We start from the raw sequence: 26,127 nt of genomic DNA on the forward strand, positions 1-26,127 counted from the left end.
ACTAAGCCTAGTGAGCTTAAAAGGTACCAGCCATTTTTGTTTCATCCACTTACCGTCACATAAGAAAAATACTTGCCCTTTTCAAGGAAAGAGCAAGTATCTTGATTAAAAACCGTTATTCTCTGATACCGATTGAAACCAGTATCCGCTTTTCTTGATGGTTCGTTTCCCGTCTTCTTGAAGATCAACTGAGACAAATCCATAACGATTTTTATAGGCATTCGACCATGACCAGTTATCCATAAACGTCCACAGATGATAGCCTTTTACATTACTTCCTTCTTGAATGGCTTGATGCACCCATTTGAGATGCTCAGAAATAAAGTCAATGCGGTAATCGTCATGAATCATTCCTTCTTCATCCTTAAACCGCTCTTCTCCTTCGACACCCATTCCATTTTCAGAAATAAAGCATTCAATATTATCATAGTCTGTTTGAACTTTTTTCAATATATCATAAATACCTTTTTCATAGATTTCCCAGCCTCGATACACATTCATTTTTCTTCCCGGCATTTCAAACGCATCAAAATAATGATTTGGCATAAATGGTGCTTTCGGATGCGGCATATGCTCTTTCGCTTTTACTCTTCTTGGCTGATAATAGTTGATCCCAAGGAGGTCGACGGTATTCTCTTGAATGAGCTCAAGGTCTCCTTCTTCAATACTTGGCATAAAGCCTTCTTTCTTTAAGACCTCTACTAGTTTTTCTGGGAATTGTCCCTTCACCGCAGGATCTAGGAAGGAACGGTTAAAGAAAGCATCAGCCATCTCTGCTGCTTCTACATCGCACGGATTCTGGCTTCTCGGATAAGATGGGGTTAGATTTAGGATGATGCCGATCTTCCCGCCTTGCTGCAGCTTTTTATAAGCCGCAATCGCCTTAGCATTTGATAAAAGTTCATGAAAACCGACCTGTACAGCCTTTTGGAAATCGACTTCGTTTGGATAATGAAAGCTATACATATACCCGCCCTCTACAGGAACTATCGGTTCATTATGGGTAAACCATTTTTTCACCCGGTCGCCAAATAATTGAAAGCACAATTCCGCATAGCTGACATAATCATCTACTACCTGTCTGTTCACCCATCCGCCTTTTTCCTGCAGCGCCATTGGCATATCGAAATGGTACAGGTTCACAAACGGCTCAATATCATGTGCAATCAGTTCATTGATCACATCATTGTAAAAAGATACTGCTTCTTCATTGACCACACCTTTCCCTTCAGGTAAAAGACGTGACCATGAAATGGACAGCCGAAATGAATTGTGCCCAATTTCTTTCATCAGACGGATATCCTCTTTATATTTTCGATAAAATTGGGATGTCACGTTTGGGCCTACACCATCAAAAAAACGAGTCGGCTCTTGTTCAAACCAATGATCCCAAATATTCGGTCCCTTACCATCTCCAGGGACACTGCCTTCTGTTTGCGCGGCAGAGGCAGAAGATCCCCACCAGAAACCTTCTGGAAATGTATATGATTGCTTGTTATTTTCCATCGACATGTATTGAGTCTCCTTCGCCTTTGATGTTTGTTGTCTTCGTTTTTTCCGTTGGGGTTATTTTTTCATTCTTCACATTCATACGGTCAATAAACTTCAGGAACGGGAACCAAATGACAAACACAATCATCAGATTAAACAGCTGAAGCAGACCGCCCGCTAGTGAATTTGTTGCCATTATTCCGCTAATAAAGATCGGCACCGTCCATGGAATATTCACGCCTGTCGGCGGCGGTACAATGCCTGTTGCCATCGCAAAATAAGAAATACATGTAATGACCATTGGCGCCAAAATCCATGGAATGAGAATAAGTGGATTCATGACAATCGGTAAACCGAAAATAATCGGTTCATTGACGTTAAATAATCCTGGTCCTAAGCCGAGCTTTGCTACTTGTTTTAATTGCTTACTTTTCAGGAAAATTAAAATCGTAAACACAACAGCCAGCGTCATACCGGTTCCGCCCATGCCAACCGTATAGATTTCGATAAACTGCTTGCTGATGATATTCGGAACCTCACCAGTTTTTGTGTAGCTCTCTAGATTTTGAATGGACAATGTATTCCAAATCGGGTCCATGACAGAGTTGATAATAATTTGGCCGTGGAGCCCAAAGAACCAAAGAATTTGTATAAAGAAAACAGCGATCAAGGTCGGTATGATACCGCTTCCAAGTCCAACAAGCGGCGCCTGAATGGCATGATAAATCAGGTCATGCATGTTTGTTTTGAAGCCTTGTGTAATGATGATATTGATCAGTAAAAAGGTTGTGAGTGTCAAAGTAGCCGGGATCAGTGCAGCAAAAGACTTTGAAACAGCTGGCGGAACCCCTTGCGGCATATTGATGACAAATTTCTTTTGGACAAAATAACGATAAATTTCAGCAGACAAAAAGCCTGTGATCATTCCTAGGAACATCCCCTTTGCTCCTAAACGATCGACTGGGATCACACCTGCAATAGATGCACCGCCTTCTTGTTCTAGTAAAAATGGCGTCAGAAGCAAGAAAGAGGCTAAAGCAATCACGCCGCCAAATACAGCTTCCACATCATAGCTTTTCGATAAATAGTAGCCAATCCCAAATACAACAAACACGCTCATAATGCTGATGGTCGCACTTGGCGCGATATTCAGTGCAGACTGGACTCCTTCCAGTGCGGTTTGACTCATGATTTTATCTAAAAATGGCAAATTCATTAGCACAACCATAATGGAACCAAAAATGGTGAGCGGGAACGCAAGCATAAAAGCATCCCGTAATACGCCTAAATAGCGGTTGTTGTTCAATCTCCCAGCAATCGGAACCAAAATGGCACTTATTTTATCAAACATTGGTTTCCCCCCTTGTTTACACCCTTTATTGTTTAAGCGATTGGAAAATCGGCAGGAGCTCTCCCACAAGCTCCTTGATCGTAATGGTGGACATTAAGTGATCTTCGGCGTGCATGAGCAATAAGGAGAAAGGCGTTTTCTCCCCGCCTGCCTCTTGCTGCACGAGTTGAAAATGGATACCATGTGCATGACGTAAATCTTCTTCTGCTTCTTTCATGAGACTAAATGCCTCACCTTCTTGACCTTCTCGAAATTGTTTAAGAGATTGAAGCAATTTGCTGCGTGCATTTCCACTGTGTAAGATCAATTGAAAACTGACTTGTTCCTCCGTGAGCCCTTCGAGTGTTTTCTTTTCCATTCTTTACGATTCCTCCATCAATGTAACGGCTTGTTCATACGCTTTTTGTCCATCGGCAAGCCCGTACGCCTGCATATCTATGACCTCTACTGCAATCCCGTATTTTGTTGCTTCTTTTTGAAGATCCCCTTTTAAAAAGCTCATTTGCGGTCCAATTAACACAACATCCGCATTCGCCATTTCTTTTCTCGCTTGATCTTGCCCAACTGCCCAAATTTCTGCCTCGTCCCCTATTGAGTCGGCATGAGCCTTCATCTTTGTAACTAGTAAACTCGTAGACATTCCTGAACTGCATGCTAATAAAATACGTTTCATTTCTCTCACCCCATCGTTGTAATAAAAGCGCTTCCATTTAATATTATATATTTTTATTTTTAAATGTCTAGACATTTCATTTTATTTGTCTGTATTTTATATAAAAAAAGAGCGTCATGTGTGTACGCTCTTTGACTTTCTCCCTATCCTTTTCCTGCCTGAAAGCCAGGATACTTTGTCATGCCGCCGTCCACATAGAGCGTCAGGCCTGTGACATAGCTTGCCTCTTTTGACGCCAGCCAGACAGCACATGCTGCCACTTCTTCCGGCTTTCCAATATAACCAATGGGGATCAATTCAATCACGCCTTTTTTCAATGCGGGATCATCGAATTTTTCCGCATTGATCGGGGTATCGATGGCGCCTGGTGCAATGCTGTTTACACGGATTTTTTTAGGGGCGTATTCTAGTGCCAGCGTTTCTGTCAGCAGCTTGGCGCCCCCTTTACTTGCTGCATAATGGACGAAATGAGGCCAAGGGATTTGCTGGTGAACCGACGACATATTGATGATCGATCCTTCTATCCCGTGATCTGTCATATACTTCAGTGCATCACGGCAGCCGAGAAACATACCTGTTAAATTGGTCGACATGACTTTGTTCCAATTATCCAGCGTCATTTCTGTGGAAGGCACTTCGTTTTCAATACCTGCGTTATTGATCATGACATCAAGGCTGCCGTACGTATGAATGGCTTTATCAATCATTGCCCGCATATCCTCTTCCTTTGATACATCTCCCTTGATTTTCACAGCCTGGCCGCCATTTTTTTGAATATCCGCAATGGTGTCATCCGGATTTTCTTGATCTGAGAAATAATTGATCACCACATTGGCTTTTTCTTGTCCAAACCGGCGCGCCATCGCTTGCCCTATTCCTGTGCCGGCTCCTGTAATCAGGACTGTTTTTCCTTCTAAATCTGGATACATTCGTTTACCCTCCTATTTTGTAAAGCCTAGCAGCACGCCGCCTGCAATGATCATCAAGCAGCCTGCAATGACAAAGCTTGTTCTGGATGCTTTCTCTTTTAATAAGTAAATGCCGCCTAATGTTGAGATGACAATCCCTGTCTGTGACATCGAAAAACTTACGGCTACGCCAATGAGCGGAATGGCCAAAAGAAGTCCGAGATTTCCTGTCGACCAAACCAAACCGGCAATGATATTTTTAAACGTATATTTACTAAACGGGTTCTGCTTTAGACTAATCGCCAAGGATGAAAGCAGCATACCGACCGATTGCGGAACGAGGGCAGACCACCCATCAATATGAAACCATCTTAAAATGACGACATATCCGACATAGCCAACCGTTGAGATGAGCAGAATAATGATCCCTTTTTTGAAATTGCCTCCACCGTTCCCGCCGCCATTCTTCTTTTGACCGAGCGATGTCATCACAACACCTGCAATAATCAGTAAAATGGCGCAAGAACCAATGAGTATGACCGTCATCGTTTGCCATTCTTTAAAAACCATGACACCAAATAAAGTAGTGCTCACAAGCTGCATGCCTGTTGACAAAGGAACCGCCTTCGAGACTCCGAGAAACGCAACACTTGAAAGCTGATTCATTTGTCCAATGCTCCAAAAGATGCCTGAAATCACAGAAACCGCAAAAATAAGCGGTGTCAGCTCTGGCATTTTGATGAAGAAGGCTGCAATTGAAAATAAAAATGCGCCAAGCGTAATGCCGAGCGTTTGCTGGTATGCATTCCCGCCAAGTTTGACACTGATCAGAACAATACTTCCCCAAAATATTGCTGGGAGAAGTGCATATAAGATGCCCACTTCTATCCCTACTTTCTTTTCTTTTTTACATAGCATCCCTCTTTTTCGCATTTTTAGCCGAAAAGATGCAAACACAAAAAAACCTTACCAATCCAATGGTAAGGTTTTTCTGACGTTCTATTTTATTTCATCCATTCCGTATGGAAGACGCCTTCTTTATCTGTGCGCTCATACGTATGTGCACCGAAATAGTCACGCTGCGCTTGAATTAAGTTCGCTGGCAGGACAGCTGTGCGATAGCTATCAAAGTAAGCAAGTGCACTTGAGAATGAAGGAACAGGAACTCCTTGCTCCACTGCAAGTGAAATGACTTTACGAAGTGATGATTGATAGCTTTGAGCAATATCCTTAAAGTAAGGATCAAGCAATAGGTTTTTCAGTTCAGGGTTACGGTCATATGCTTCTTTAATTTGTTGTAAGAAGGCTGCACGAATGATACATCCACCGCGGAAGATCATCGCAATTTCACCGTATTTTAAATCCCAGTTATATTCATCAGATGCTGCTTTCATTTGCGCAAAACCTTGAGCATACGAGCAGATTTTACTCATGAATAGGGCTTTTCTAACAGCTTCGATCAGCTCTTGTTTATTCTCTGCTGATTGCGCTGGCTTAGGACCTTCGATTAATTGGCTTGCTTCTACACGCTCATCTTTCATTGCTGAAATATAGCGCGCAAAAACAGACTCAGTAATGATTGGAAGCGGGACACCTAGATCAAGAGAACTTTGGCTCGTCCATTTTCCAGTTCCTTTTTGACCAGCTTTATCTAAGATGACATCCACAAGCGGCTGGTTTGTTTCTTCATCCACTTTTGTGAAAATATCCGCTGTAATTTCGATTAAATAGCTGTCAAGCTCGCCTTTATTCCACTCTGAGAATACTTCATGAAGCTCCTCTGCTGACAAGCCAGCCACATGCTTCAAGATAAAGTATGATTCAGAGATCAATTGCATGTCTCCGTACTCGATGCCGTTATGGACCATTTTGACATAATGTCCTGCTCCATCTGGGCCAATATACGTTGTACATGGCTCGCCATCTACTTTCGCAGAGATCGCTTCTAAAATTGGTTTCACTAGCTCATGCGCTTCTTTTTGACCGCCTGGCATGATAGATGGACCTTTTAGTGCACCTTCTTCACCGCCAGAAACACCTGTACCAATGAAGTGGATACCACTTTCCGCAAGCTCTTGATTACGTCTTTGCGTATCTTTGTAATATGTATTTCCACCATCAATTAAGATGTCACCTTTCTCTAGGTGAGGAAGTAATGATTGAATGGTTGCATCCGTTGCTGCACCAGCTTTTACCATTAAAAGAATTTTACGCGGTGTTTCAAGCGACTGAACAAATTCTTCAATGCTGTATGTGCCTACAACGTTTTTTCCTTTTGATTCTTCGAGAAACTCTTCTGTTTTGCTGCTAGATCTGTTATAAACGGACACGGAGAAACCGCGGCTTTCAATATTAAGGGCAAGGTTTTTCCCCATAACGGCTAGTCCAACCACACCGATTTGTTGTTTTGACATAATTCTGACGTCCCTTCTAACACACTATATTGATTACTGCTAAAATGATGTACCCTTTGAAATTACCACAACACCACCTCTTTTATCAAGTTTTCAGGCTAGTCATTTCCTTTTTCGTCCTGAAAAAAGTCTTTATTAAAACTTGTTCCGCTTGTTTTGCTCTCTTTTTCCTTGATGGTCATTCCTCTTTGAACGAGTGATTTGCCATATTTTTCTTTCAGCCCTTCTAAAACGGTTTGGAGAGGCTCTTCTTTTGCATCTTCTGTATAGGAAAATAAATCAAGCTGTTTAACAGCTGCTTTTCGTTCTACAAGGTCTGTCCCCGTCACACCTAAGAGCCTCACGGGCTGGTCATTCCAATGTTTAAGGAATAATTGCTTTGCTGCCTCAAATAAGTCTTCCTTTCGATCCGTTGGATTCGTGAGTGTGACACTTCGCGTGATATTTTTCCAGCTTGCGTACCGTATCATGATGAGAAGCCGATTTGCCATCACTTCTTTTCTCCTTAATCTTGCACTCACAGATTGTGACAGCTTATCAATTAACGTGACAAGTTCATCTGGATCGTCAGAATCATGAGAAAGGGTTGACGAATTACCGACAGATTTAAATTCGTATATCCTTTCTGGGTCCACGATACCGTCATGTTCACCATTCGCCTTTTGTTTTAATCTCGGTCCATTGATGCCCAGTAATTCCTTTAGCGTATACTCATTTGCTTTCGCTAAATCTTCAATGGTATGAATGCCAATCGTTTTCAATTTATCTGCCGTTTTCTGTCCAACTCCGTGCATGTCACCCGCTGGCAGCGGCCAGAGCATTTGGGGCACATCTCGTTTACGTAAAATGGTGATGCCCATTGGTTTTTTCCAATTAGACGCCATTTTCGCTAAAAATTTATTCGGTGCAATGCCAATACTTGAAGGAAGCATGAGCTCCTCTACAAGCCTCGTTTGAATATCATGAGCCGTTTTCACCGCGTGCTCGGCATAGGGCGTATGCGTTAAATCAATATAGCCCTCATCAATGGATACGGGTTCGACTAAATCGCTGTATTCTCTTAGTATCGTAAACATCTCTTGTGAGGAGCTGCGGTACCGGTCAAAGTTTGGTGTACGGACAATCAGCCCCGGACAAAGCCGCTTCGCTTCCCATAACGGCATCGGGGGCTTTACACCTAGTGCTCTTGCCTCGTAGCTGCACGTCACAACAATCCCTTTACGCTCTTTCGCATTTCCGCTAATGGCTAAAGGTTTCCCTCTCAAAGAAGGATCATACGCCATTTCGACAGATGCATAAAAACTATTCATATCAATATGAAAAATAATTCGACCCTTCCTTTGAGAATCACCCATTTGCCTGCCTCCTACATTTATTGACTCTTGTTACTTCATGTTTGTTCCAATAGACATTTCATATAGTGTATAGTACACTGTGAGTAATGAAATGGATGTGATAATCATGATTATTGATACATTCAATGAAGTCTTTTTCCTTGTTGAATTCTTTACGATTATTCTTCCAGCGCTGACGGCTATCGGCATTGCGTTTTTATTAAAAGACTGCCGTATGAACGAACACCTCGGTGGACATCGTTTGGAAGAGTTTGACGCATCTTTATTGAACCGAACAGACTTTCTGTTTATCATATATGATCGCATTACAACTTGGATTAGTAAAGTCATTCGAATGAAACGATCATCAAATGATGATGAAGACCATTCGCTTCCTCTCTCTAATTAATTTTTTAAAAAATGAGGAGGAAACGAATTGAAACGTTTATTGACGATTTGTACGACTTTATGTTTAATGATGATTGCCTCACCTGCTTTTGCAGCGAGTGGGCAAACGAATGCGAGCTCTGATGGGTTTTTCCATCACTATTTTGTCCAGCCTTTTTCGGAGCTGATCATTTGGCTTGCGAACTTCTTCCATGATGATTATGGTTTATCGATTATGTTCGTGACCTTGATAGTCCGCCTGCTGATTTTCCCTCTTTTTGCGAACCAATTTAAGAAACAAAGAGTCATGCAGGAGAAAATGGCACTGGTGAAGCCTCAAATTGACCAAATTCAAAGCAAATTGAAGAAAACGAAAGAACCTGAAAAACAAAAAGAACTACAAATGGAAATGATGAAAGTATACAAAGAGAACAATGTGAACCCGCTGGCAATGGGCTGTCTGCCTATGCTGATTCAAATTCCAATTGTTCTTGGCTTTTACTCAGCGATCCGCTCAACACCTGAGATCGCAACACATTCGTTCCTATGGTTTAACTTAGGACAAACCGATCTATTGGTCGCGATCTTTGCAGGCGCCATGTATTTCTTGCAATTTTATGTTACGCAAAGATTTGCGAAGCAATCAGGCACCCAGACAGAAGCTGCGCTGAAGCAAGCCAAAGTCATGGGCATGATTTTCCCAATCATGATGCTGTTTATTTCAATCAATGCACCCGCTGCCCTCCCTTTATACTGGATGACAAGCGGATTACTACTCACAATCCAAACAATTATTTTGAATGTCATGTACCAAAAATCAAAATCGAAAGCTGAGGCAAACGACCAAGCTAGCCCAGCTGCTGAATAAAAATAATCCCCTTATCATCAGATAGGGGGATTTTCTTTATGCCAACTCTTCTTTTAACCGCTCTGGCAGTTGATCGAGGTCATCAATTCTCCCAAGGAACTTATTAGGGTCCACTTGTAAAATCATCTTGTTCTCTCTCTCCACAACGCCGAAGAAATATTCGGAGGCTTTCGTGTTCATATGAAATGGCTTGATCTCGCTTAGCTCGATATCGATAATATCTTTTGCATCTGAGACAAGACAGCCAATCATTTGATCGTTTAATTCAAATAGCAACACCTTGGACTGTTCGTTCACATCAAGAGGCTTTCCGTGAAGCATCACGCCTGTGTCACTGACAGGAATGACTTCTCCTCTTAAAGACATCAGTCCTTTAATTTCTTTTGGAAGGTTCGATACTTCTTGTAAATAAGGGACCTTCTCAATCGAACGAATATGCTCTACACTGATGCCAAAATCCTCTTGCCCCACTTGGAAAATAATGATCTTTTGCGTGCTCACAGAGTCTCCTGCCTTTACGATGGATTTGTCGTTTCTTCGATAATGGCGAGAACCATTTCAGCTGTTTTGACTAATTCTTCAATCGGCATTTTCTCATTTTTCGTATGAATATCTTCATATCCAACAGCTAGGTTGACAGTTGGGACGCCGTTTCCTGCAATGACGTTTGCATCACTGCCTCCGCCGCTCGTCTGTAGTTCTGATGGACGGCCAATTTTCGCAGCCGCTTTTTTCGCCACTTCTACGACTTGATCGCCGTGAGAGAATTTGAAGCCTGGATACATGATGTCAATTTGTACATCGGCACTTCCGCCCATTTCTTTAGCGGTTTTTTCAAAGGCTTCTTTCATCTTCGCTACTTGTGCTTCCATTTTTGCAGGTTCTAAAGAGCGTGCTTCAGCAAGGATATCGACTTGATCGCACACAATATTCGTTTGCGTTCCACCTTCAAAACGCCCGATATTCGCCGTTGTTTCTTCATCAATTCGGCCAAGCGGCATGCTGGCAATGGCTTTTGATGCAATGGTAATCGCAGACACGCCTTTTTCAGGTGCCACACCTGCGTGAGCTGTTTTTCCGTAAATGGTTGCGCGTACTTTCGCCTGTGTTGGCGCAGCTACGATAATTGTCCCGACCTTGCCATCTGAATCTAGGGCATAGCCGTATGCTGCTGTCATCAATTTTGGATCTAACGCTTTTGCTCCAACAAGTCCTGATTCCTCACCTGCTGTGATGACAAATTCAATCGTTCCATGCGGTAAATTCTTCTCTTTCAGCACGCGGATGGCTTCAAACATAGCCGCAAGCCCTGTTTTATCGTCAGCACCAAGAATGGTTGTTCCATCTGTCTTCACATAGCCGTCTTCAATGACTGGTTTTACGCCATTGCCGGGAACAACTGTGTCCATATGAGAAGTGAAATAGATAGTATCAGCCTCTTGATTGCCTTCCAGTGTACAGATGAGGTTGCCTGCACCGTGGCCAGTTTTCGCTTTTGAGTCGTCTTCCACCACTTTAAGACCAAGCTGCGAGAATTTTTCTTTTAAGACTTCCACAATTTTCTCTTCGTGTTTTGTTTCCGAATCGATCTGAACCAGTTCTAAAAATTCGTCTAGTAAACGTTTTTCATTGATCATGATGATGCTCCTCCTCTTATAGCGGCATGTTGCCATGCTTTTTTAACGGTCTATCTTCTTCCTTCCTGCGAAGCAAATCAAATGAGCGAATCAATCGCTCTCTCGTTTCAGCCGGCATGATAATATCGTCTATCAGCCCTGCCTGAGCCGCTTTTAATACACTTGGCTCCGTCTCAACCTCGCGCGAAGCAGGATGAACGATTTCGTCTGCGAACGTTTTCCCCATGACATCAATTTCTGCCGCTGGCCATGCATAAACAAAGTCAGCGCCTAAGCCCTTGCTATTCATCGCGACATATGCACCGCCAAACGCCTTTCTTAAAATCACCGTGATTTTTGGAACGGTCGCTTCAGCGTACGCATATAAAAGCTTTGCGCCGTGACGGATAATTCCCGCATGCTCGGCTTTCTCCCCTGGTAAAAAACCAGGGACGTCGACAAGCGTTAAGATCGGAATATGAAACGCATCGCAAAATCGAATAAACCTGGCCGCTTTATCGGCAGCGTCAAGGTCAAGGCTTCCTGCCAGCACCTTTGGCTGATTGGCAACTACACCAATTGGAGCCCCTTTTAATCTGGCAAACCCTGTGACGATATTTTTTGAGAAACAAGGCTGGGTCTCAAAGAATGAGCCTGGATCGATGATCGCTGTCACCACTTGTTTGACATCATAGGTGCGTGATGGATCCTTTGGCAAGATTTTGCCTGGATCAACGGCGTCATGCTTTTGCACTTCAGTGTGCATGTCAGGCTGTTTAGTCGTTGGTATGTACGTTAAAAGTGTTCGAACCGCCTTTAACACGTCCTGCTCATCTTTCCCAGTATAGTGCACATTCCCGCTTGTCTGATGCTGAACACTTGCACCGCCAAGACGGTCAGGACAGACCGTTTCTCCTGTTGCCTTTTCTATTACTTTCGGACCTGTTAAAAACATATGAGCTGTTTGTTCTGTCATGAAGACAAAATCAGTCAAAGCAGGAGAATAGACTGCACCTCCAGCACATGAGCCTAAAATAACGGATATTTGCGGGATTTGACCAGAGTACAGCACATTCCGTTTAAAAATCTGTCCGTATCCTTCTAATGATACCACACCCTCTTGAATTCTCGCACCACCTGAGTCTTTTAGACCGATGACCGGCATCTGATTTTTAGCAGCGAGATCCATTAGAGAAGCAATTTTTTTGGCATGTATTTCGCCTAAAGAGCCCCCATGCACTGTTGCATCTTGTGCATAAACACATACTGGCTTTCCATGAATAAGTCCCGTTCCAATGACGACGCCATCACCGACATGCTCTGACATGCGGTCTGTTGCAAACCTCTGAATTTCCATGAAACTGCCCACGTCAAGAAGTTCATGCAGCCGCTGGCGAACCGATAGCTTTCCTTTGTTTCTGTGTGCGGCTGCTCGTTTTTCACCGCCGCCCATTAACGCTTTTTCCCGCCATTTAGACAAGTCATTGAACGATTCATTCATTGCCATGTTTTTCTCCTTTCAAGGGCTCGCACAATTCGAATAACACACCAGACGTTTCTTTAGGTGAAATAAATGCAATCTGCTTGCCGCTTGCGCCCTTCTGTGCTGATTTTTGGAGAAGCTGCACGCCAAGGTGATCAAGATGGTTAAGATCTGCATGAATGTCACCTGACTTTAACGCAATATGATGGAGCCCCTCTCCTCTTTTTGTTAAAAAGGTATGTAGTTTACTGCTGTCTGACATTGGTTCAATTAATTCAATGTGCACATGATCAAGTGAAGCGAAGGACGCTTTAATCTCCTGCTCAGGAACCTCTTGTATGTCTGAAAAATGCCAGTTAAACAGCTGATGAAGGAGTTGAGATGTTTGTTTAATAGAAAAGACCGCAATGGCAATATGATCGATTTGATTCATCCGTTCACTTCCTTTGTTGATCACTTGTCGCATTTGAAAAAACCAGCTAGAATAAAGAAAGGTGCGTTCGTCGCAAAAAATCTTCGGTTATAGGGGTGCGATATGTCTCAGAAATTTATGAAATTCATGGTATTGCTCATGATTAGCCTGCTGTTAATTTCTTCACTTTTAGCAGGAGCAGCAACCTTTTTATAAGGTTTCAATAAAAGCAGACAAGCAGGTGATTCGTTCAATCAACGAATGGCCTGTTTGTCTTTGGCAAGCTTTTCAAATGAATCGCTTGATGTTGTAATCCATACTTTTGTTCCAATCGGAAGCTGGTCAAATAGAAGCTTTACATCTTGATTATGAAGTCTCACACAGCCTGCCGTGATAAATTTCCCAATCGATGTTTCGTCACTCGTCCCATGAATTCCGTACGTTCTGCCATCTGTTCCTCGTGCATCAAATCCAATCCACCTTCTGCCAAGAGGGTTATTCTTCGCACCGCCTTCAATATTCTTTTTTCTGTAATAGGGATCTTTCGCTTTGATCATAATGGTAAATTCCCCTTCTGGTGTTAAATCGGCTGTTTTCCCTGTAGAAGCAGGATATATTTTTTGGATTTGTCCTTGATCAATATAGGCAAGTTCATTTGTTTGTTTATTAATAATGACATACGGGTCTCCTGGAAGCGGGTTTTGTCCGAGCGGCCAGATAGGTGAAAGGGACATGGTCAATACGGTATAAAATAAAAGACGCATAGGCTCCTCCTTTTTTCATTAGATTGACCAATGAAGGAGGAACTCATGCGTCTCTATTCTTTCATCCCTTTAAAATAGCTTTTCAGTACTAAATATTGTTCCATTTCTCCGAGGAAATGAAAAAGTGCAGCTCTTGCCTCAAACTCTTCTCGTGTTTGCGGCAGCGGAAGCTTATCGAACTCTTCTTTCATATCAATGAGACGTCTTAAAAACTTATGCGCCGTGTTCCCTGGGTGAATATGTTCGCGTAAGTCTCTGACGTATTCGGCAATCATTTGCCCATGCTCTGTTGTGATGGAAATGGACGTGATTTTCGGAAGCACACGCTCAATGATTTCGAATTGCTTTTGCCTCATATTAAAATAATGATAATACAGGTTTTCATGTCTTAGGACATGGTTTTCAACATCACGATATGCGAGAGCTTTCGCTTCTTTGATCAATTGATGTGTCTCTGGTATTTCTTTTCCTGTCCAGTCTTGTTTCCCTGTCATTAAGTATTGCTCGATTTCCTCAAAGATTTTTGCAAAGTTGGCTTCAATCTGTTCGCTGTAGCGTTTGAGCTTTTTATCGACACTTGGCATATACAAGTTCATGATAAGTGCTACGCCAACACCAATTGTTATCAGCAGTAGCTCATTCCAGATGAGGTGAAGGGTAATCCCGCCGGACATGTATAAATGGAGAATGATGACTGAACTTGTGACAATCCCTTCTTTAATGCGGAGCAAAACGGTTGTAGGAATAAAGACAAGCAGCATCAGACCAATCACAAAAGGATGATACCCAATCAGATCGAAAAATAGATAAGAAAATAAAATGGCAAGACTGCAAGCTGCAAAGCGGGCGCCTGATGCGAGGAGCGACCGTTTCTTCGTCACCTGAATACACAGGATCGTAATAATCCCGGCAGCGGAATAATTTTGAAGTCCGAGCAGTTGTGCAATATAAATGGCGATCGCTGTTCCTAGTGCTGTTTTCAGCGTTCGGTAGCCGATTTTAAACATGATGTGATTCACTCTTTTCTGTCTTGTTTCCATTCACTTTTGTGAAATGATGAACTTTTTTTACTTTCCCCATTATAATCAAAAAAAGAAGGAGATGTTAAGTCGCCTTCTCTTTTTTCTTTATAATATTTTTTGTAAGAAGTCTTGCGCACGCTGTGACGACGGCGATTCAAAGAATTGCACAGGGTTTGCATCCTCTACAATTTTCCCATCATCCATAAAGATCACGCGGTCAGCCACTTCTTTTGCAAAGCCCATTTCATGTGTGACGATCACAAGTGTCATTCCAGATTGAGCAAGCTCTTTCATGACCTCTAGGACTTCCTTGACCATTTCTGGATCTAGTGCAGAAGTTGGTTCGTCAAACAGCATGATGTCTGGAGTCATCGCAAGCGCACGTGCAATTGCCACACGCTGCTTTTGACCGCCTGACAAACGGTTCGGAAAATCATCTTTTTTCTCTAAAAGCCCTACCTTTTTCAGCAGATCTTCAGCTTGTTTGATGCTGTCTTCCTTCGATTGATTCTTCACATTCATTGGCGCATACGTGATATTTTCCAGCACGGTTTTATGCGGGAACAGGTGGAAATGCTGAAACACCATTCCGATGTTCTCACGCACTTTGAGTGCATTGGTTTTTGGGTTTGTGATTTCGGTATCCTGAATTGTAATGACACCAGAAGTCGGCTTTTCAAGCAAGTTGATGCAGCGAAGAAACGTCGATTTTCCTGAACCAGATGGTCCAATGACTGCCACAACTTCCCCTTCTTTAATGGTGGTGTCGATCCCTTTTAATACTTCATTTTTGCCAAAAGATTTTGTGAGTTTCTCTATGTTAATCATTTGATTTTAACTTCCTTTCCACCGATTTGCCGACAAAGGTGAGAACAAGCACGATGACATAATAGATGAGACCTGCAAAAATAAGCGGTTCAAGATAATTATACGTGACGGCACCTGCTTGGTAAGCTCGTCTCATGACATCTCCCAGTCCAATGACTGTCACAATAGCTGATTCTTTTGTCAGTGTAATCGTTTCGTTCACAAGTGCAGGTGAAATATTTTTAAATGCCTGCGGAAGCAATAAGTCCTTCATCATTTTAGCATAAGGGATGCCTAAAGCAACGGCTGCTTCTTTTTGACCTTTATCAATCGCATTAATACCAGCACGAATAATTTCAGATACGTATGCCGCAGAGTTTAGTGAAAATGCGGCTACAGCAGCCCAGTATTGATCGATTTGAAACCCGAGAAGCTGAGGCAGACCAAAATAAATAATGAGCAATTGAAGCACAAGCGGTGTGCCTCGGAAGATGGATGTATAAAAATCTGCAAGCCAAATGAGCGGCTTAAATACACTAATTTTGCAAAGCGTTAATAAAATCCCTAAGATAAATCCAAGAAAAAGTGATACCACAACAATAGAAAGTGTGACCTTAAGCCCTTCTAAAATAAAGGGCATCTGAGGTATTACATCTTTAAAATCTAACATGACAGTCTCCTTTTTTATGCCTTCATACGAAATCAAAAAATAAAACAGGAAAAAAGTTCAACATAAGTTGAACTTTTCAGCGCTTTCTACTGAATTTTCATGAATGACGCTGATCCTTTTCCTGACTTATTTTTCATCACCAAACCATTTTTTAATTAATTTATCAAGTTCGCCATTGTCTTGCATTTCTTTTAATGATTGATTAAATTTAGCTGTTAAGTCGCTATTTTTCTTGAATGCAATGGCTGAACCTTCGTTTGAACTATTCAATCCAAATGCTTGGAAGTCTTTTTCTTTTTTCAAATAACCAGCAGCTACTTTATCTTCAATAATGGCTGCATCAAAACGACCTGCTTTGATTTCTTGAATGATATCAGAGATTTTATTACGGTCTTCCACTTTTAAGTTATATTTCTTTTGCAAACCGTTTGCTTCATCCTGCTGGATTGAACCTAATTGAACGCCGACTGTTTTATCTTTTAAGTCTTTCTCTGTTTTCATTCCGCTAGATTTCTTTGAGACAACTAAGTTTTTAGCATTGTAATAAACATCAGAGAAATCTAATTGTTTTTTTCGTTTTTCTGTAGGGGTCATGCCTGCAAGGACGATATCAGCTTTATTTGTTTTAAGCGCTGATACAAGGCTTGCAAAATCCATATCTTGAATTTCTAGCTTGTAGCCGTTCTTTTTCGCTAGTGCTGTTGCAAGATCGACATCAAAACCGACAATTTCATCTCCGTCTTTTGATTCAAATGGCGGATAATCTGCTGATGTCGCCATAACGAGTGTTTTGTCATCTCCTGATGCGTTTGAATTATTAGAAGAAGTTCCGCAAGCTGCGAGTGCAGCTGCAAGACCAGCTGTCATAAGTAATAATAACCACTTTTTCATAAGATAATGCCTCCCAGTATTTAAAATCATGTATTGTTTTGAATATTTATTCACTATAATGTATTTTAAACACTTTCTTTTTAAGATGCAATAGTATTTTGCTAAAATTATTTTGATTCAATGGTCTTATAAAACAAAAAGCAGACCGATCTAAAGACCGGACTGCTTTTTATTTCATCATTCAAACGTCACACATTAAATTTCTTCGCAATGCTCATCGAATGCAGCTTGAAGCTTTGACACGACTTCCATTGGCTCGTGTCCTTCAATTTCATGACGTTCGACCATTTTAATGATCTTTCCATCTTTTAATAATGCAAAGGATGGTGAAGATGGCGGGAAGCCTTCAAAGTATTCACGGGCTCTTGCTGTTGCCTCTTTGTCTTGTCCAGCAAACACTGTCAGCAATTGATCTGGACGCTTATCGTAATGAACAGAATAGCCTGCAGCTGGTCTTGCAATACCGCCAGCACATCCGCATACTGAATTCACCATCACAAGTGCTGTGCCTTTTTTAGACAGTGCTTCATCTACCTCTTCAGATGATGTAAGCTCAGTATAGCCTGCCTGTTTGATCTCTTCTCTCGCTTGTTTCACAATATCATTCATAAATAAATTAAAATCAATATTCATTGTCCGTCCACTCCTTTAGCATGCCAAAACCATTTTAACAACATCATATCAAGGAAAACGCCTGCGGGCAAATGTGTTGTCTTTTCATTCCCCACTTTTTCTGAACATCGTTTATACGCCGCAAAATTGGGGAAAAGTGATGATAAAGAGATGAAAGGGAGAACTGCGTGATGGCACAATTCAAAAAAGCGATGCTCATTTATAATGGAAATGCTGGACAAAAAAACATGGAAAAAATTCTCGGTCAAACAGTACCTCTTCTTTCTCTACATATTGATGAACTCATTCTTAAACCAACAAAACAGCCAAATGATGCTTATCAATTCTGTCGTGCAATTGATGAGACGATAGAATTGCTTATCATATTAGGCGGAGATGGAACCGTGCATGAATGCATGAATGGCATCGGCGGTTTAGAAAAAAGGCCGGCTGTAGCGATATTACCAGGCGGGACATGCAATGACTTTTCTCGAACGCTTGGTATTCCGCAACAAATGCAAAAAGCCGCTCAAATAATTGTAGACGGCATAGAAAAGAAGGTCGACTTAATCAAAGCAGGAGATCGATACTTGTTAAACTTTTGGGGCATCGGGCTGATTGCAGACACATCCAACAATATTAATGACAAGGAAAAAGCTGTACTCGGCAAAATCAGCTACTTCACAAGTGCCCTGCGCACCTTGCAGCAAACAGATCCTTTTCACGTACGAATTGAAACAGAGGAGGAAAGCTTGGAAGAAGAAGCCGTCATCGTTCTTGTCATGAATGGACATTTCATCGGGACAAATAAAATTGATTTGCCCAATGCAGCAATTGATGATGGGAAAGCAGAAATCTTCATTTGCAGAAATACGAGCTTCTCTGCTCTAAAAGAAATCTTTTCTATGAACCGGGAAGAACTGGAGGATTTCACCGGCGATCTCTCCCTCATTCAAGCGTCCAGTATTCGGATCCACACAAAAGAGGAAATGGATGCCGATACGGATGGCGAAGTGTACATGACAGCCCCTGCTTCTTTAGAAGTGTTAAAACAGCATTTGACCTTTATTGTTCCAGCAGAATAAAGAAAACGCCCGAAATCATTCTTTTTCGGGCGTTTTTTTGATATAGCGTCTGTATAAATATTCAAGTGCATAGCCAAGCAGCGTCCCGGCAAGAAGAGAAATTCCTAAGAGACTATTTGCTGCTCCTTTAAATCCACCGACAATCAGCAAGCAATACACAATTTGAATCATTGAAACGATTGATATGATGAGTAGTAATCTTTCAGGGTGATTGCGTGATTTAGAAATATATCGAAGAAAAGCGAACGCAATTGCTGTGATAAACATGAGTCCAACCGTTAAAAACGCAAAAAAGTCTAATCCAGACATATCACCGCTCCTTTCTCATTATGTAGAAATCCCCCTCTCCATACCGGGAGGGGGACATTCTTGTTTTAGTAAACAGATGTCTGCTCGTCAATGCCTTCAAGGATTTGTTTTATTCGTTGAAGGAATCTGCCGCATACAAGACCATCAAGTACTCTGTGATCTAATGAAAGACAAAGGTTGACCATGTCTCTTGCTGCAATCATGCCATTTACAATCATTGGACGCTTCACGATCGATTCTACTTGTAAAATCGCCGCTTGCGGGTAATTAATGATTCCCATGGATTGTATAGAACCAAATGATCCCGTGTTGTTTACAGTAAAGGTGCCGCCTTCCATGTCACTTTGCTTCAGCGTTCCTTGTCTCACCTTGGAAGCAAGCTCATGAATTTCTTTGGCGATGCCCTTAATCGTTTTTTCATCCGCATCCTTAATGACTGGAACAAAAAGAGCGTCATCAGTCGCAACAGCAATCGAGACATTGATTGCTTTCTTTTGCACAATTTTATCTCCAGCCCACATGCTGTTCATTTCTGGGAATTCCTTTAATGCTTGTGCCACTGCTTTGACAAAGAACGCAAAGAACGTCAAATTAAAGCCTTCTTTTGCTTTAAATTGGTCCTTGAGCTGATTTCTTCTTGTCACAAGGTTTGTCACATCGACTTCCATCATCGTCCATGCGTGCGGAATTTCATGTTTGCTTCTCAGCATATTTGCCGCAATCGCCTGCCTAATTGGCGTGACTGGCAGTTCAACATCACCAGGCATTGTAGAGACGGAAGGCGCCGCTTTTGGTTTTGATGGCTGCGCAGGCTCCGGCTTTGCCGCCTGTTCATTAACAGGTGCTGCCTTCTCTTGTACGCCGCCGTTTTCAATGAGCTGAAGTAAATCTTTTCTTGTGATTCGTCCGCCTGCTCCGGTTCCTTGAACAGCCGCTAAATCAATGCTGTGCTCATCTGCTAAACGAAGGACTGCTGGAGAGTAGCGTTTCTTTTGACTTTGATTCTCTTTTGTTTGATCTGCTTCAGGTGCTTCACTTTGCTCAGGTGCCGCTTCTTCTTTCGCACTCTGCTGCGAGCTGCCCTCTACTTCAATTTCACAGAACACTTCTCCTACTTGCAGCGTATCGCCTTCTTCAGCCGATAGCTTTGTAATCGTTCCTGTAAAAGATGACGGGACTTCTGCGTTCACTTTATCCGTCATGACTTCCGCAATCGGATCGTATTTATTCACATGATCGCCAGGTGAAACGAGCCATTTGCTAATGGTTCCTTCTGTTACACTTTCACCTAGCTGAGGCATTTTCATTTGTTCAATTGCCACTTGAAACCCTCCTCTTTCTTAAAACGCCGCTAGCTCTCTCATTTCAGCTTCTACCTTATCTGGATTGACCATGAAGAATTTTTCCATTGGCGGCGCATAAGGCATTGCCGGGATTTCTGGTCCGGCTAGACGTTTGATTGGTGCGTCTAAATCAAATAAGCAATGCTCTGATATGATCGCCGCTACCTCACTCATGATGCTGCCCTCTTTTGTATCTTCCGTTAGAAGAAGCACTTTGCCTGTTTTTGATGCCGCTTCAATAATGGCTTCCTGATCGAGCGGGTACACTGTTCTCAAATCGAGAATATGCGCAGAAATGCCGTCTTTCGCAAGGCGGTCTGCTGCTTGCAGCGCAAAATGGACACAGAGGCCATATGTAATGACCGTGATATCATCGCCTTCACGTTTCACATCTGCTTTTCCAATAGGGAGTGTGTAATCCTCTTCAGGTACTTCTCCTTTGATGAGACGGTAGGCACGTTTGTGTTCAAAGAACAATACAGGATCTGGATCACGCACCGCAGCCTTTAAAAGACCTTTTACATCATAAGGTGTAGAAGGCATGACAATCTTCAAACCAGGCTGATTGGCAAAAATCGCTTCAACCGATTGTGAATGATAAAGCGCCCCGTGTACACCGCCCCCGTAAGGTGCGCGGATGACCATTGGACAGCTCCAATCGTTATTTGAGCGGTATCTGATTTTCGCAGCCTCTGAAATGATTTGGTTGATTGCAGGCATAATGAAATCCGCAAATTGCATCTCCGCAATTGGGCGCATTCCATACATCGCTGCCCCAATACCTACACCAGCAATGGCTGATTCTGCAAGAGGTGTATCCATGACGCGCGCCTCTCCGAATTGCTCATAAAGACCCGCTGTCGCTTTAAATACGCCGCCCTTTTTCCCGACATCCTCTCCGAGCACAAACACTTTTGGATCTCGTTCCATTTCTTCTTTCATCGCCAGTGTAATGGCGTCTATATATGACATAACAGGCATTTTTCTTCCCCCTTACTCCGCATACACGTAACGAAGTGCGCTTTCTGCATCAGCATAAGCAGCGTTTTCCGCTTCATCAGTCGCTTCGTTTACGATTTGCATGATTTCTTTTGTCATCTCTTCTTTCATTTCAGAAGTCATGACGTTTCCTTCGATTAAATACGTTTCATATTGGATGAGCGGATCTTTCTTTCTCGCTTCGAGCACTTCTTCTTTTTCTCGATAGCTTGAATCATCATCATCACTTGAATGCGCAGTTAAACGGTAAGAGATCGTTTCAATCAACGTTGGCCCTTCGCCTCTTGCCGCACGGTCTCTCGCTTCTTTGACAGCGGCATATACTTCAAGCGGATCATTGCCATCAACGGTTACACCAGGCATTCCGTACCCAATTGCACGATCTGAAATGCGTTCACATGCCACTTGTTTGTCATACGGCACGGAAATCGCGTACTTATTGTTTTCACACATGAAAATAACAGGCAGCTTATGCACAGCAGCGAAGTTAGCGCCTTCGTGGAAATCACCTTGGTTTGAAGAGCCCTCACCGAACGTGACAAAGCTGACAAAGTTTTTCTGCTCCAGACGTCCAGCAAGTGCAATCCCCACTGCATGAGGAACCTGCGTTGTGACAGGTGAAGATCCCGTCACAATTCGATTTGATTTTTGTCCAAAATGACCTGGCATCTGTCTTCCGCCCGAGTTTGGATCGTCTTGTTTTGCGAAACCAGACATCATTAAATCTTTGGCTGTCATCCCAAATGCGAGGACAACCCCCATATCACGGTAGTAAGGTAAGACGTAATCCTCTTGTCTATTGAGAGCAAAAGCAGCACCGACTTGCTGCGCTTCCTGTCCTTGACAAGAAATCACGAATGGAATTTTACCAGAACGGTTTAAAAGCCACATCCGTTCATCAATTTTCCTTGCTAGAAGCATTGTTCTATATATATCAATTGCTTGTTCATCTGATAATCCTAATTCATGATGACGCATGTTACTCATCTTATTTCCCTCCTTGATTAAAAATGGATCGCCTTCCCGTCAACAGCAAGAGCTGCCTCACCAATCGCCTCTGATAAGGTTGGATGCGGGTGGATCGTTTGCCCCACTTCCCACGGCGTTGCATCAAGTACTTTGGCTAATCCAGCTTCAGATATCATATCTGTGACATGAGGACCAATCATATGAATCCCTAAAATATCATCTGTCTTTTGATCGGCAATGATTTTGACGAATCCATCAGATTCCCCGTACACAAGCGCTTTACCGATCGCCATAAATGGAAATTTCCCCATTTTCACTTCGAAGCCTTGCTCTTTTGCCGCCTGTTCAGTGAGTCCAACACTAGCGGTTTCTGGGTGAGAGTAGACACATTTAGATACGAGCGTTTCATCGAGCGGCTTTGGATCTTTCCCAGCCATATGTTCCACAGCAATCATGCCTTCGTGTGAAGCCACATGTGCCAGCTGAAGCCCGCCAATGACATCTCCTATTGCGTAAATATGCGATTCTTTCGTTTGATAATGTTCATTCACGACAATGCCTTGTTTTTCTGTTTGAATGTCCGTGTTTTCAAGACCAATGCCTTCAATATTTGGTACTCTGCCGACTGAAAGAAGAAGTTTTTCCGCTTCAAACGTCTGAATGTCTCCATCCTTATCTGTTTGAATCGTCACGAGATTCTCCTGCTTTTTGACGGTATCTGGCAGTACTTTCGCATTTTTCACAAAGGTGATGCCTTTTTTAGATAAAAGCTTTTCCATTTCTTTAGAAATGTCATGATCCTCTGTTGGCAATATGCGATCTGCAAATTCAATCACAGTCACCTTCACACCAAAATCATTGAGCATGGAAGCCCACTCAATTCCGATCACCCCGCCGCCGACAATGAGCATTGACTGTGGAAGCTCTGGCAGTTCAAGTGCATCATCTGATGAAAGAATGTGCGTCCCATCTGCTTCAAGCCCAGGCAGCACCCGAGGTCTTGAACCTGTCGCAATAATGACCTGCTTTGGAATGAGCATTTCATTTTCATCTCCATTTGCCATTTCTACGGAGATGGTTCCTGGCATTGGCGAAAAGATAGATGGACCAAGGATACGGCCGATCCCTTCATAGACATCAATTTTTCCTTGTTTCATTAAGTGTTTGACGCCGCCTGCTAGTTTCTCTACAATCTCTGTTTTTCTTTTCTGCACATTGGCAAATTGCAAGGCAATGCCGTTTGCCTCAACGCCAAAATCAGCAGCACGTTTGACGGTTTGATAGACTTCTGCACTTCTAAGCAGCGCTTTAGACGGAATGCATCCTTTATGCAGACATGTTCCGCCAAGCTTTTCTTTTTCTACAACTGCTGTTTTCAATCCAAGCTGTGAGGCACGGATGGCCGCTACATAGCCGCCTGTGCCTCCACCAAGAATGACGAGGTCATATTCAGTTGCCATGACTTGTCACTCCTTTCTTCATTCGTTGATCATTTGGGTATTCTTTCGGTGATTCTTCTTCTTTTAAAATACGAAGTGCACCTTCTGCTAAGGATTGCAGTTCATTTTCGCCTGGATACACGACAACATCTGAAATCCAGTCAATGTATCCTCTAATACTTGATGTAATTTGTTTGCTGTACGCAAGTCCGCCTGTTAACACAATGACGTCAACTGCTCCTTTTAAGACAGCACTAGCCGCACCGATTTCCTTGGCAATTTGATAGCACATCGCTTCATAAATCAGCGCCGCCCGTTCATCGCCTGCTTCAATCATGCGCTCCACTTTCACAGCATCTGTCGTGCCAAGGTAGCCCGCAAGTCCGCCTTCACCAATAATGCGTTTCAGCATTTCCTCTTGGCTGTACTCACCAGAAAAGCAAAGATTGACGAGGTCACCTGTTGGCAGGGTCCCCGCTCGCTCCGGGCTGAAAGGTCCTTCGCCATGCAGTCCGTTATTGACATCAATGACTTTTCCTTTTTCATGAACACCAATGGTGACGCCGCCGCCCATATGCGTAATAATCATGTTCAAATCTTCGTAGCGCTTCCCAAAGGAAGCAGCTGTTTTTCTTGCGACTGCTTTTTGATTTAATGCATGGAAGATGCTTTTTCTTTCAATCGTTGGCAGCCCTGAAATACGAGCAATTGGTTTTAGCTCATCCACCACAACTGGATCGACAATAAAAGCTGGGATGTTCAGGCCAAGTGCAATTTCTCGTGCAATGATACCGCCAAGATTTGATGCATGCTGGCCGGCATATCCTTCTTTGAGGTCTTGGGCCATTTGCTCATTGACTTCATATGTGCCTCCTTCGATAGGCCGGAGAAGGCCGCCGCGTGCGCACACTGCATCAAACTTTGAGATGTTCATCCCTTGTTCATGCAGCGTTTTCAGGATTGTTTCTTTACGAAATGAAAATTGATCAATGATATGTGGGAATTGCTTTAATTCCTCATCTGTATGTCTGAGTGTCGTTTCAAAAATAGATCGTTCATTGTGAAACACACCGATTTTTGTTGAAGTAGAGCCAGGATTGATTGTGAGAATACGCCATTCTTTTGTCAGCAAAAACAAAACCTCCGTTTCAACTCATTCTTCAAATTAGCGACGACTTAAAATATGTTGACCATTTTGCAGGAATTGGCTTCTTGATTTGCGCATTCTTTCAATTCGCTCCTCTGCCAATCGGTCTGCCGCTTTATAAGTTGGAATGGCATCACGGTTTGAAATTTCAATGACACTTTCAATATTTTGGTAAATACCTTCCACTTTTTTCATCGCACGATCTGCATTATAGCCATAAAGCTCATCAGCAACGTTAATCACGCCGCCTGCATTGATCACATAATCAGGTGCATAGACAATGCCCATTTCATGAATAAGATCGCCGTGATGCGTTTCTCTCAGCTGGTTATTGGCTGCACCTGCGATGACCTTTGCTTTCAACTTAGGAATCGTTACATCGTTAATCGTTGCACCAAGTGCACATGGTGCATAAATATCACATGCTTGATCATAAATATCGTCAGGGTCTACTGCTTTTGCACCAAAGTCTTCTACAGCTCGTTTTACAGAGTCTTTGTTGATATCTGTGACAATCAGCTGTGCGCCTTCTTCGTGCAGGTGTTTACACAGATTGTAGGCCACATTCCCAACACCTTGGACAGCAATTGTTTTTCCTTCTAATGAATCGGTCCCAAATGCAGCTTTGGCAGCAGCTTTCATCCCTTTATATACACCGTAAGCCGTAACAGGAGACGGATTTCCGGAAGAACCAAATGCAGGAGAAATACCTGTCACAAAGTCTGTTTCTTCATGAATAAGATCCATGTCTTCTACCGTTGTACCGACATCCTCCGCTGTGATATAGCGGCCATTCAATCCTTGAATGTAGCGTCCAAACGCACGGAACATTTCTTCATTTTTATCTTTTCTCGGGTCACCGATGATGACTGTTTTCCCGCCGCCAAGATTCAGGCCTGCTGCTGCGTTTTTATAAGTCATCCCTCTTGCTAGACGTAACGCATCTTCGATCGCTGCTTCTTCGTTTTCATACGTCCACATTCTCGTCCCGCCTAGTGCTGGCCCAAGTGTTGTATCATGAATAGCAATAATGGCTTTTAAGCCAGACTGTTCATCCTGACAAAATACAAGCTGCTCATAATCGTATCGTTCCATATATTTAAAAAGTTCCATTGTTTATTCCTCCTATGACT

The 26,127-nt window shown here is 42.7% G+C and carries 29 protein-coding genes; 4 read left to right on the top strand and 25 right to left on the bottom strand.

From position 1 onward, the window contains the following. Positions 1 to 105: 105 nt before the first annotated feature. The 8 genes from C6Y01_RS06475 to C6Y01_RS06510 form a co-directional block, all read right to left on the bottom strand. Positions 106 to 1,512: a glycoside hydrolase family 1 protein gene (locus C6Y01_RS06475; protein WP_106037966.1), complete on the bottom strand. Its 1,407-nt coding sequence runs from the start codon at positions 1,510 to 1,512 to the stop codon at positions 106 to 108. Then, on the bottom strand, positions 1,496 to 2,842 hold the full coding sequence (gene celB, locus C6Y01_RS06480) for a PTS cellobiose transporter subunit IIC (protein WP_034661207.1): 1,347 nt from the start codon (positions 2,840 to 2,842) through the stop codon (positions 1,496 to 1,498). The genes C6Y01_RS06475 and celB overlap by 17 nt, the downstream gene beginning before the upstream one ends. 25 nt (positions 2,843 to 2,867) lie before the next feature. Next, complete coding sequence (locus C6Y01_RS06485) at positions 2,868 to 3,200, bottom strand: PTS sugar transporter subunit IIA (protein ID WP_034661208.1); 333 nt, start codon at positions 3,198 to 3,200, stop codon at positions 2,868 to 2,870. 3 nt (positions 3,201 to 3,203) lie between these two features. Further along, the gene (locus tag C6Y01_RS06490) at positions 3,204 to 3,515 is read right to left on the bottom strand and encodes a PTS sugar transporter subunit IIB (RefSeq protein WP_003215713.1); all 312 of its coding nucleotides are present in this window, start codon (positions 3,513 to 3,515) and stop codon (positions 3,204 to 3,206) included. A gap of 143 nt (positions 3,516 to 3,658) precedes the next feature. Further along, the gene (locus C6Y01_RS06495; protein WP_034661209.1) at positions 3,659 to 4,444 is read right to left on the bottom strand and encodes a glucose 1-dehydrogenase; all 786 of its coding nucleotides are present in this window, start codon (positions 4,442 to 4,444) and stop codon (positions 3,659 to 3,661) included. A 12-nt stretch (positions 4,445 to 4,456) separates the two neighbouring features. Beyond that, complete coding sequence (locus tag C6Y01_RS06500) at positions 4,457 to 5,305, bottom strand: GRP family sugar transporter (protein WP_034661991.1); 849 nt, start codon at positions 5,303 to 5,305, stop codon at positions 4,457 to 4,459. 122 nt (positions 5,306 to 5,427) lie between these two features. Continuing rightward, positions 5,428 to 6,837 carry an NADP-dependent phosphogluconate dehydrogenase gene (gene gndA, locus C6Y01_RS06505; protein ID WP_034661210.1) on the bottom strand — a complete coding sequence of 470 codons (1,410 nt, stop codon included), beginning with the start codon at positions 6,835 to 6,837 and terminating at the stop codon, positions 5,428 to 5,430. 98 nt (positions 6,838 to 6,935) lie between these two features. Next, positions 6,936 to 8,192: a DNA polymerase IV gene (locus C6Y01_RS06510; RefSeq protein WP_106037967.1), complete on the bottom strand. Its 1,257-nt coding sequence runs from the start codon at positions 8,190 to 8,192 to the stop codon at positions 6,936 to 6,938. Positions 8,193 to 8,298: 106 nt separating this feature from the next. Here C6Y01_RS06510 and C6Y01_RS06515 point away from each other — a divergent pair, with 106 nt between their 5' ends. Together C6Y01_RS06515 and C6Y01_RS06520 are read left to right on the top strand one after the other, a co-directional pair. Then, positions 8,299 to 8,580 (top strand): hypothetical protein, encoded by a 282-nt coding sequence (locus C6Y01_RS06515; protein WP_034661212.1) that lies wholly within the window; start codon positions 8,299 to 8,301, stop codon positions 8,578 to 8,580. A 27-nt stretch (positions 8,581 to 8,607) separates the two neighbouring features. Further along, on the top strand, positions 8,608 to 9,426 hold the full coding sequence (locus C6Y01_RS06520) for a membrane protein insertase YidC (protein ID WP_034661213.1): 819 nt from the start codon (positions 8,608 to 8,610) through the stop codon (positions 9,424 to 9,426). A 36-nt stretch (positions 9,427 to 9,462) separates the two neighbouring features. Here C6Y01_RS06520 and C6Y01_RS06525 read toward each other — a convergent pair whose 3' ends face one another. The 4 genes from C6Y01_RS06525 to mce are packed head-to-tail and all read right to left on the bottom strand — an operon-like array spanning position 9,463 to position 12,958. Beyond that, a complete protein-coding gene (locus C6Y01_RS06525; RefSeq protein ID WP_034661215.1) occupies positions 9,463 to 9,927 on the bottom strand; it encodes a chemotaxis protein CheW in 465 nt (154 codons plus the stop codon). Between the two features lie 14 nt (positions 9,928 to 9,941). Continuing rightward, positions 9,942 to 11,063 (bottom strand): M20/M25/M40 family metallo-hydrolase, encoded by a 1,122-nt coding sequence (locus C6Y01_RS06530; protein WP_034661216.1) that lies wholly within the window; start codon positions 11,061 to 11,063, stop codon positions 9,942 to 9,944. 16 nt (positions 11,064 to 11,079) lie between these two features. Continuing rightward, the gene (locus C6Y01_RS06535) at positions 11,080 to 12,549 is read right to left on the bottom strand and encodes an acyl-CoA carboxylase subunit beta (RefSeq protein ID WP_189318687.1); all 1,470 of its coding nucleotides are present in this window, start codon (positions 12,547 to 12,549) and stop codon (positions 11,080 to 11,082) included. After that, complete coding sequence (gene mce / locus C6Y01_RS06540; RefSeq protein ID WP_034661218.1) at positions 12,536 to 12,958, bottom strand: methylmalonyl-CoA epimerase; 423 nt, start codon at positions 12,956 to 12,958, stop codon at positions 12,536 to 12,538. The genes C6Y01_RS06535 and mce overlap by 14 nt, the downstream gene beginning before the upstream one ends. 102 nt (positions 12,959 to 13,060) lie before the next feature. Between mce and prli42 the strand changes: the two genes are divergently transcribed. Beyond that, a complete protein-coding gene (gene prli42 / locus C6Y01_RS18840) occupies positions 13,061 to 13,153 on the top strand; it encodes a stressosome-associated protein Prli42 (RefSeq protein WP_149865350.1) in 93 nt (30 codons plus the stop codon). Between the two features lie 38 nt (positions 13,154 to 13,191). On the opposite strand, the gene C6Y01_RS06545 is transcribed toward prli42, so the two are convergent. The 6 genes from C6Y01_RS06545 to C6Y01_RS06570 all read right to left on the bottom strand — a co-directional run bounded on the left by C6Y01_RS06545 (position 13,192) and on the right by C6Y01_RS06570 (position 17,724). Continuing rightward, positions 13,192 to 13,701: a L,D-transpeptidase gene (locus C6Y01_RS06545; protein WP_106037968.1), complete on the bottom strand. Its 510-nt coding sequence runs from the start codon at positions 13,699 to 13,701 to the stop codon at positions 13,192 to 13,194. A gap of 53 nt (positions 13,702 to 13,754) precedes the next feature. After that, a complete protein-coding gene (locus tag C6Y01_RS06550) occupies positions 13,755 to 14,708 on the bottom strand; it encodes an aromatic acid exporter family protein (RefSeq protein WP_034661221.1) in 954 nt (317 codons plus the stop codon). A 120-nt stretch (positions 14,709 to 14,828) separates the two neighbouring features. Beyond that, positions 14,829 to 15,551: an arginine ABC transporter ATP-binding protein ArtM gene (gene artM / locus C6Y01_RS06555; RefSeq protein WP_034661222.1), complete on the bottom strand. Its 723-nt coding sequence runs from the start codon at positions 15,549 to 15,551 to the stop codon at positions 14,829 to 14,831. Further along, the gene (artQ, locus tag C6Y01_RS06560) at positions 15,544 to 16,200 is read right to left on the bottom strand and encodes an arginine ABC transporter permease ArtQ (protein WP_003215691.1); all 657 of its coding nucleotides are present in this window, start codon (positions 16,198 to 16,200) and stop codon (positions 15,544 to 15,546) included. The genes artM and artQ overlap by 8 nt, the downstream gene beginning before the upstream one ends. A gap of 126 nt (positions 16,201 to 16,326) precedes the next feature. Then, positions 16,327 to 17,091 (bottom strand): transporter substrate-binding domain-containing protein, encoded by a 765-nt coding sequence (locus C6Y01_RS06565; RefSeq protein WP_034661223.1) that lies wholly within the window; start codon positions 17,089 to 17,091, stop codon positions 16,327 to 16,329. A 195-nt stretch (positions 17,092 to 17,286) separates the two neighbouring features. Further along, on the bottom strand, positions 17,287 to 17,724 hold the full coding sequence (locus tag C6Y01_RS06570) for a BrxA/BrxB family bacilliredoxin (protein ID WP_034661224.1): 438 nt from the start codon (positions 17,722 to 17,724) through the stop codon (positions 17,287 to 17,289). Positions 17,725 to 17,894: 170 nt separating this feature from the next. On the opposite strand from C6Y01_RS06570, the gene C6Y01_RS06575 reads away from it, so the two are divergent. After that, positions 17,895 to 18,788: a YegS/Rv2252/BmrU family lipid kinase gene (locus C6Y01_RS06575; RefSeq protein ID WP_106037969.1), complete on the top strand. Its 894-nt coding sequence runs from the start codon at positions 17,895 to 17,897 to the stop codon at positions 18,786 to 18,788. 15 nt (positions 18,789 to 18,803) lie between these two features. On the opposite strand, the gene C6Y01_RS06580 is transcribed toward C6Y01_RS06575, so the two are convergent. The 7 genes from C6Y01_RS06580 to bcd form a co-directional block, all read right to left on the bottom strand. Then, positions 18,804 to 19,097, bottom strand: a complete 294-nt coding sequence (locus C6Y01_RS06580) for a YesK family protein (protein ID WP_034661226.1) — start codon at positions 19,095 to 19,097, stop codon at positions 18,804 to 18,806. A 65-nt stretch (positions 19,098 to 19,162) separates the two neighbouring features. Continuing rightward, positions 19,163 to 20,419 carry a dihydrolipoamide acetyltransferase family protein gene (locus C6Y01_RS06585; RefSeq protein ID WP_106037970.1) on the bottom strand — a complete coding sequence of 419 codons (1,257 nt, stop codon included), beginning with the start codon at positions 20,417 to 20,419 and terminating at the stop codon, positions 19,163 to 19,165. Between the two features lie 18 nt (positions 20,420 to 20,437). After that, complete coding sequence (locus tag C6Y01_RS06590) at positions 20,438 to 21,421, bottom strand: alpha-ketoacid dehydrogenase subunit beta (RefSeq protein ID WP_034661229.1); 984 nt, start codon at positions 21,419 to 21,421, stop codon at positions 20,438 to 20,440. A gap of 12 nt (positions 21,422 to 21,433) precedes the next feature. Then, positions 21,434 to 22,426, bottom strand: a complete 993-nt coding sequence (locus tag C6Y01_RS06595) for a thiamine pyrophosphate-dependent dehydrogenase E1 component subunit alpha (protein WP_095285375.1) — start codon at positions 22,424 to 22,426, stop codon at positions 21,434 to 21,436. Positions 22,427 to 22,443: 17 nt separating this feature from the next. Next, entirely contained in the window at positions 22,444 to 23,868 is a 1,425-nt protein-coding gene (lpdA, locus tag C6Y01_RS06600; RefSeq protein ID WP_034661233.1) for a dihydrolipoyl dehydrogenase, read from the bottom strand. After that, on the bottom strand, positions 23,858 to 24,979 hold the full coding sequence (gene buk / locus C6Y01_RS06605; RefSeq protein WP_034661235.1) for a butyrate kinase: 1,122 nt from the start codon (positions 24,977 to 24,979) through the stop codon (positions 23,858 to 23,860). The genes lpdA and buk overlap by 11 nt, the downstream gene beginning before the upstream one ends. Before the next feature lie 33 nt (positions 24,980 to 25,012). After that, positions 25,013 to 26,107 carry a branched-chain amino acid dehydrogenase gene (gene bcd / locus C6Y01_RS06610; protein WP_034661236.1) on the bottom strand — a complete coding sequence of 365 codons (1,095 nt, stop codon included), beginning with the start codon at positions 26,105 to 26,107 and terminating at the stop codon, positions 25,013 to 25,015. Positions 26,108 to 26,127: the final 20 nt, after the last annotated feature.

This window comes from Bacillus sp. NMCC46, assembly GCF_002998465.1.
Taxonomy (GTDB): domain Bacteria; phylum Bacillota; class Bacilli; order Bacillales; family Bacillaceae; genus Bacillus.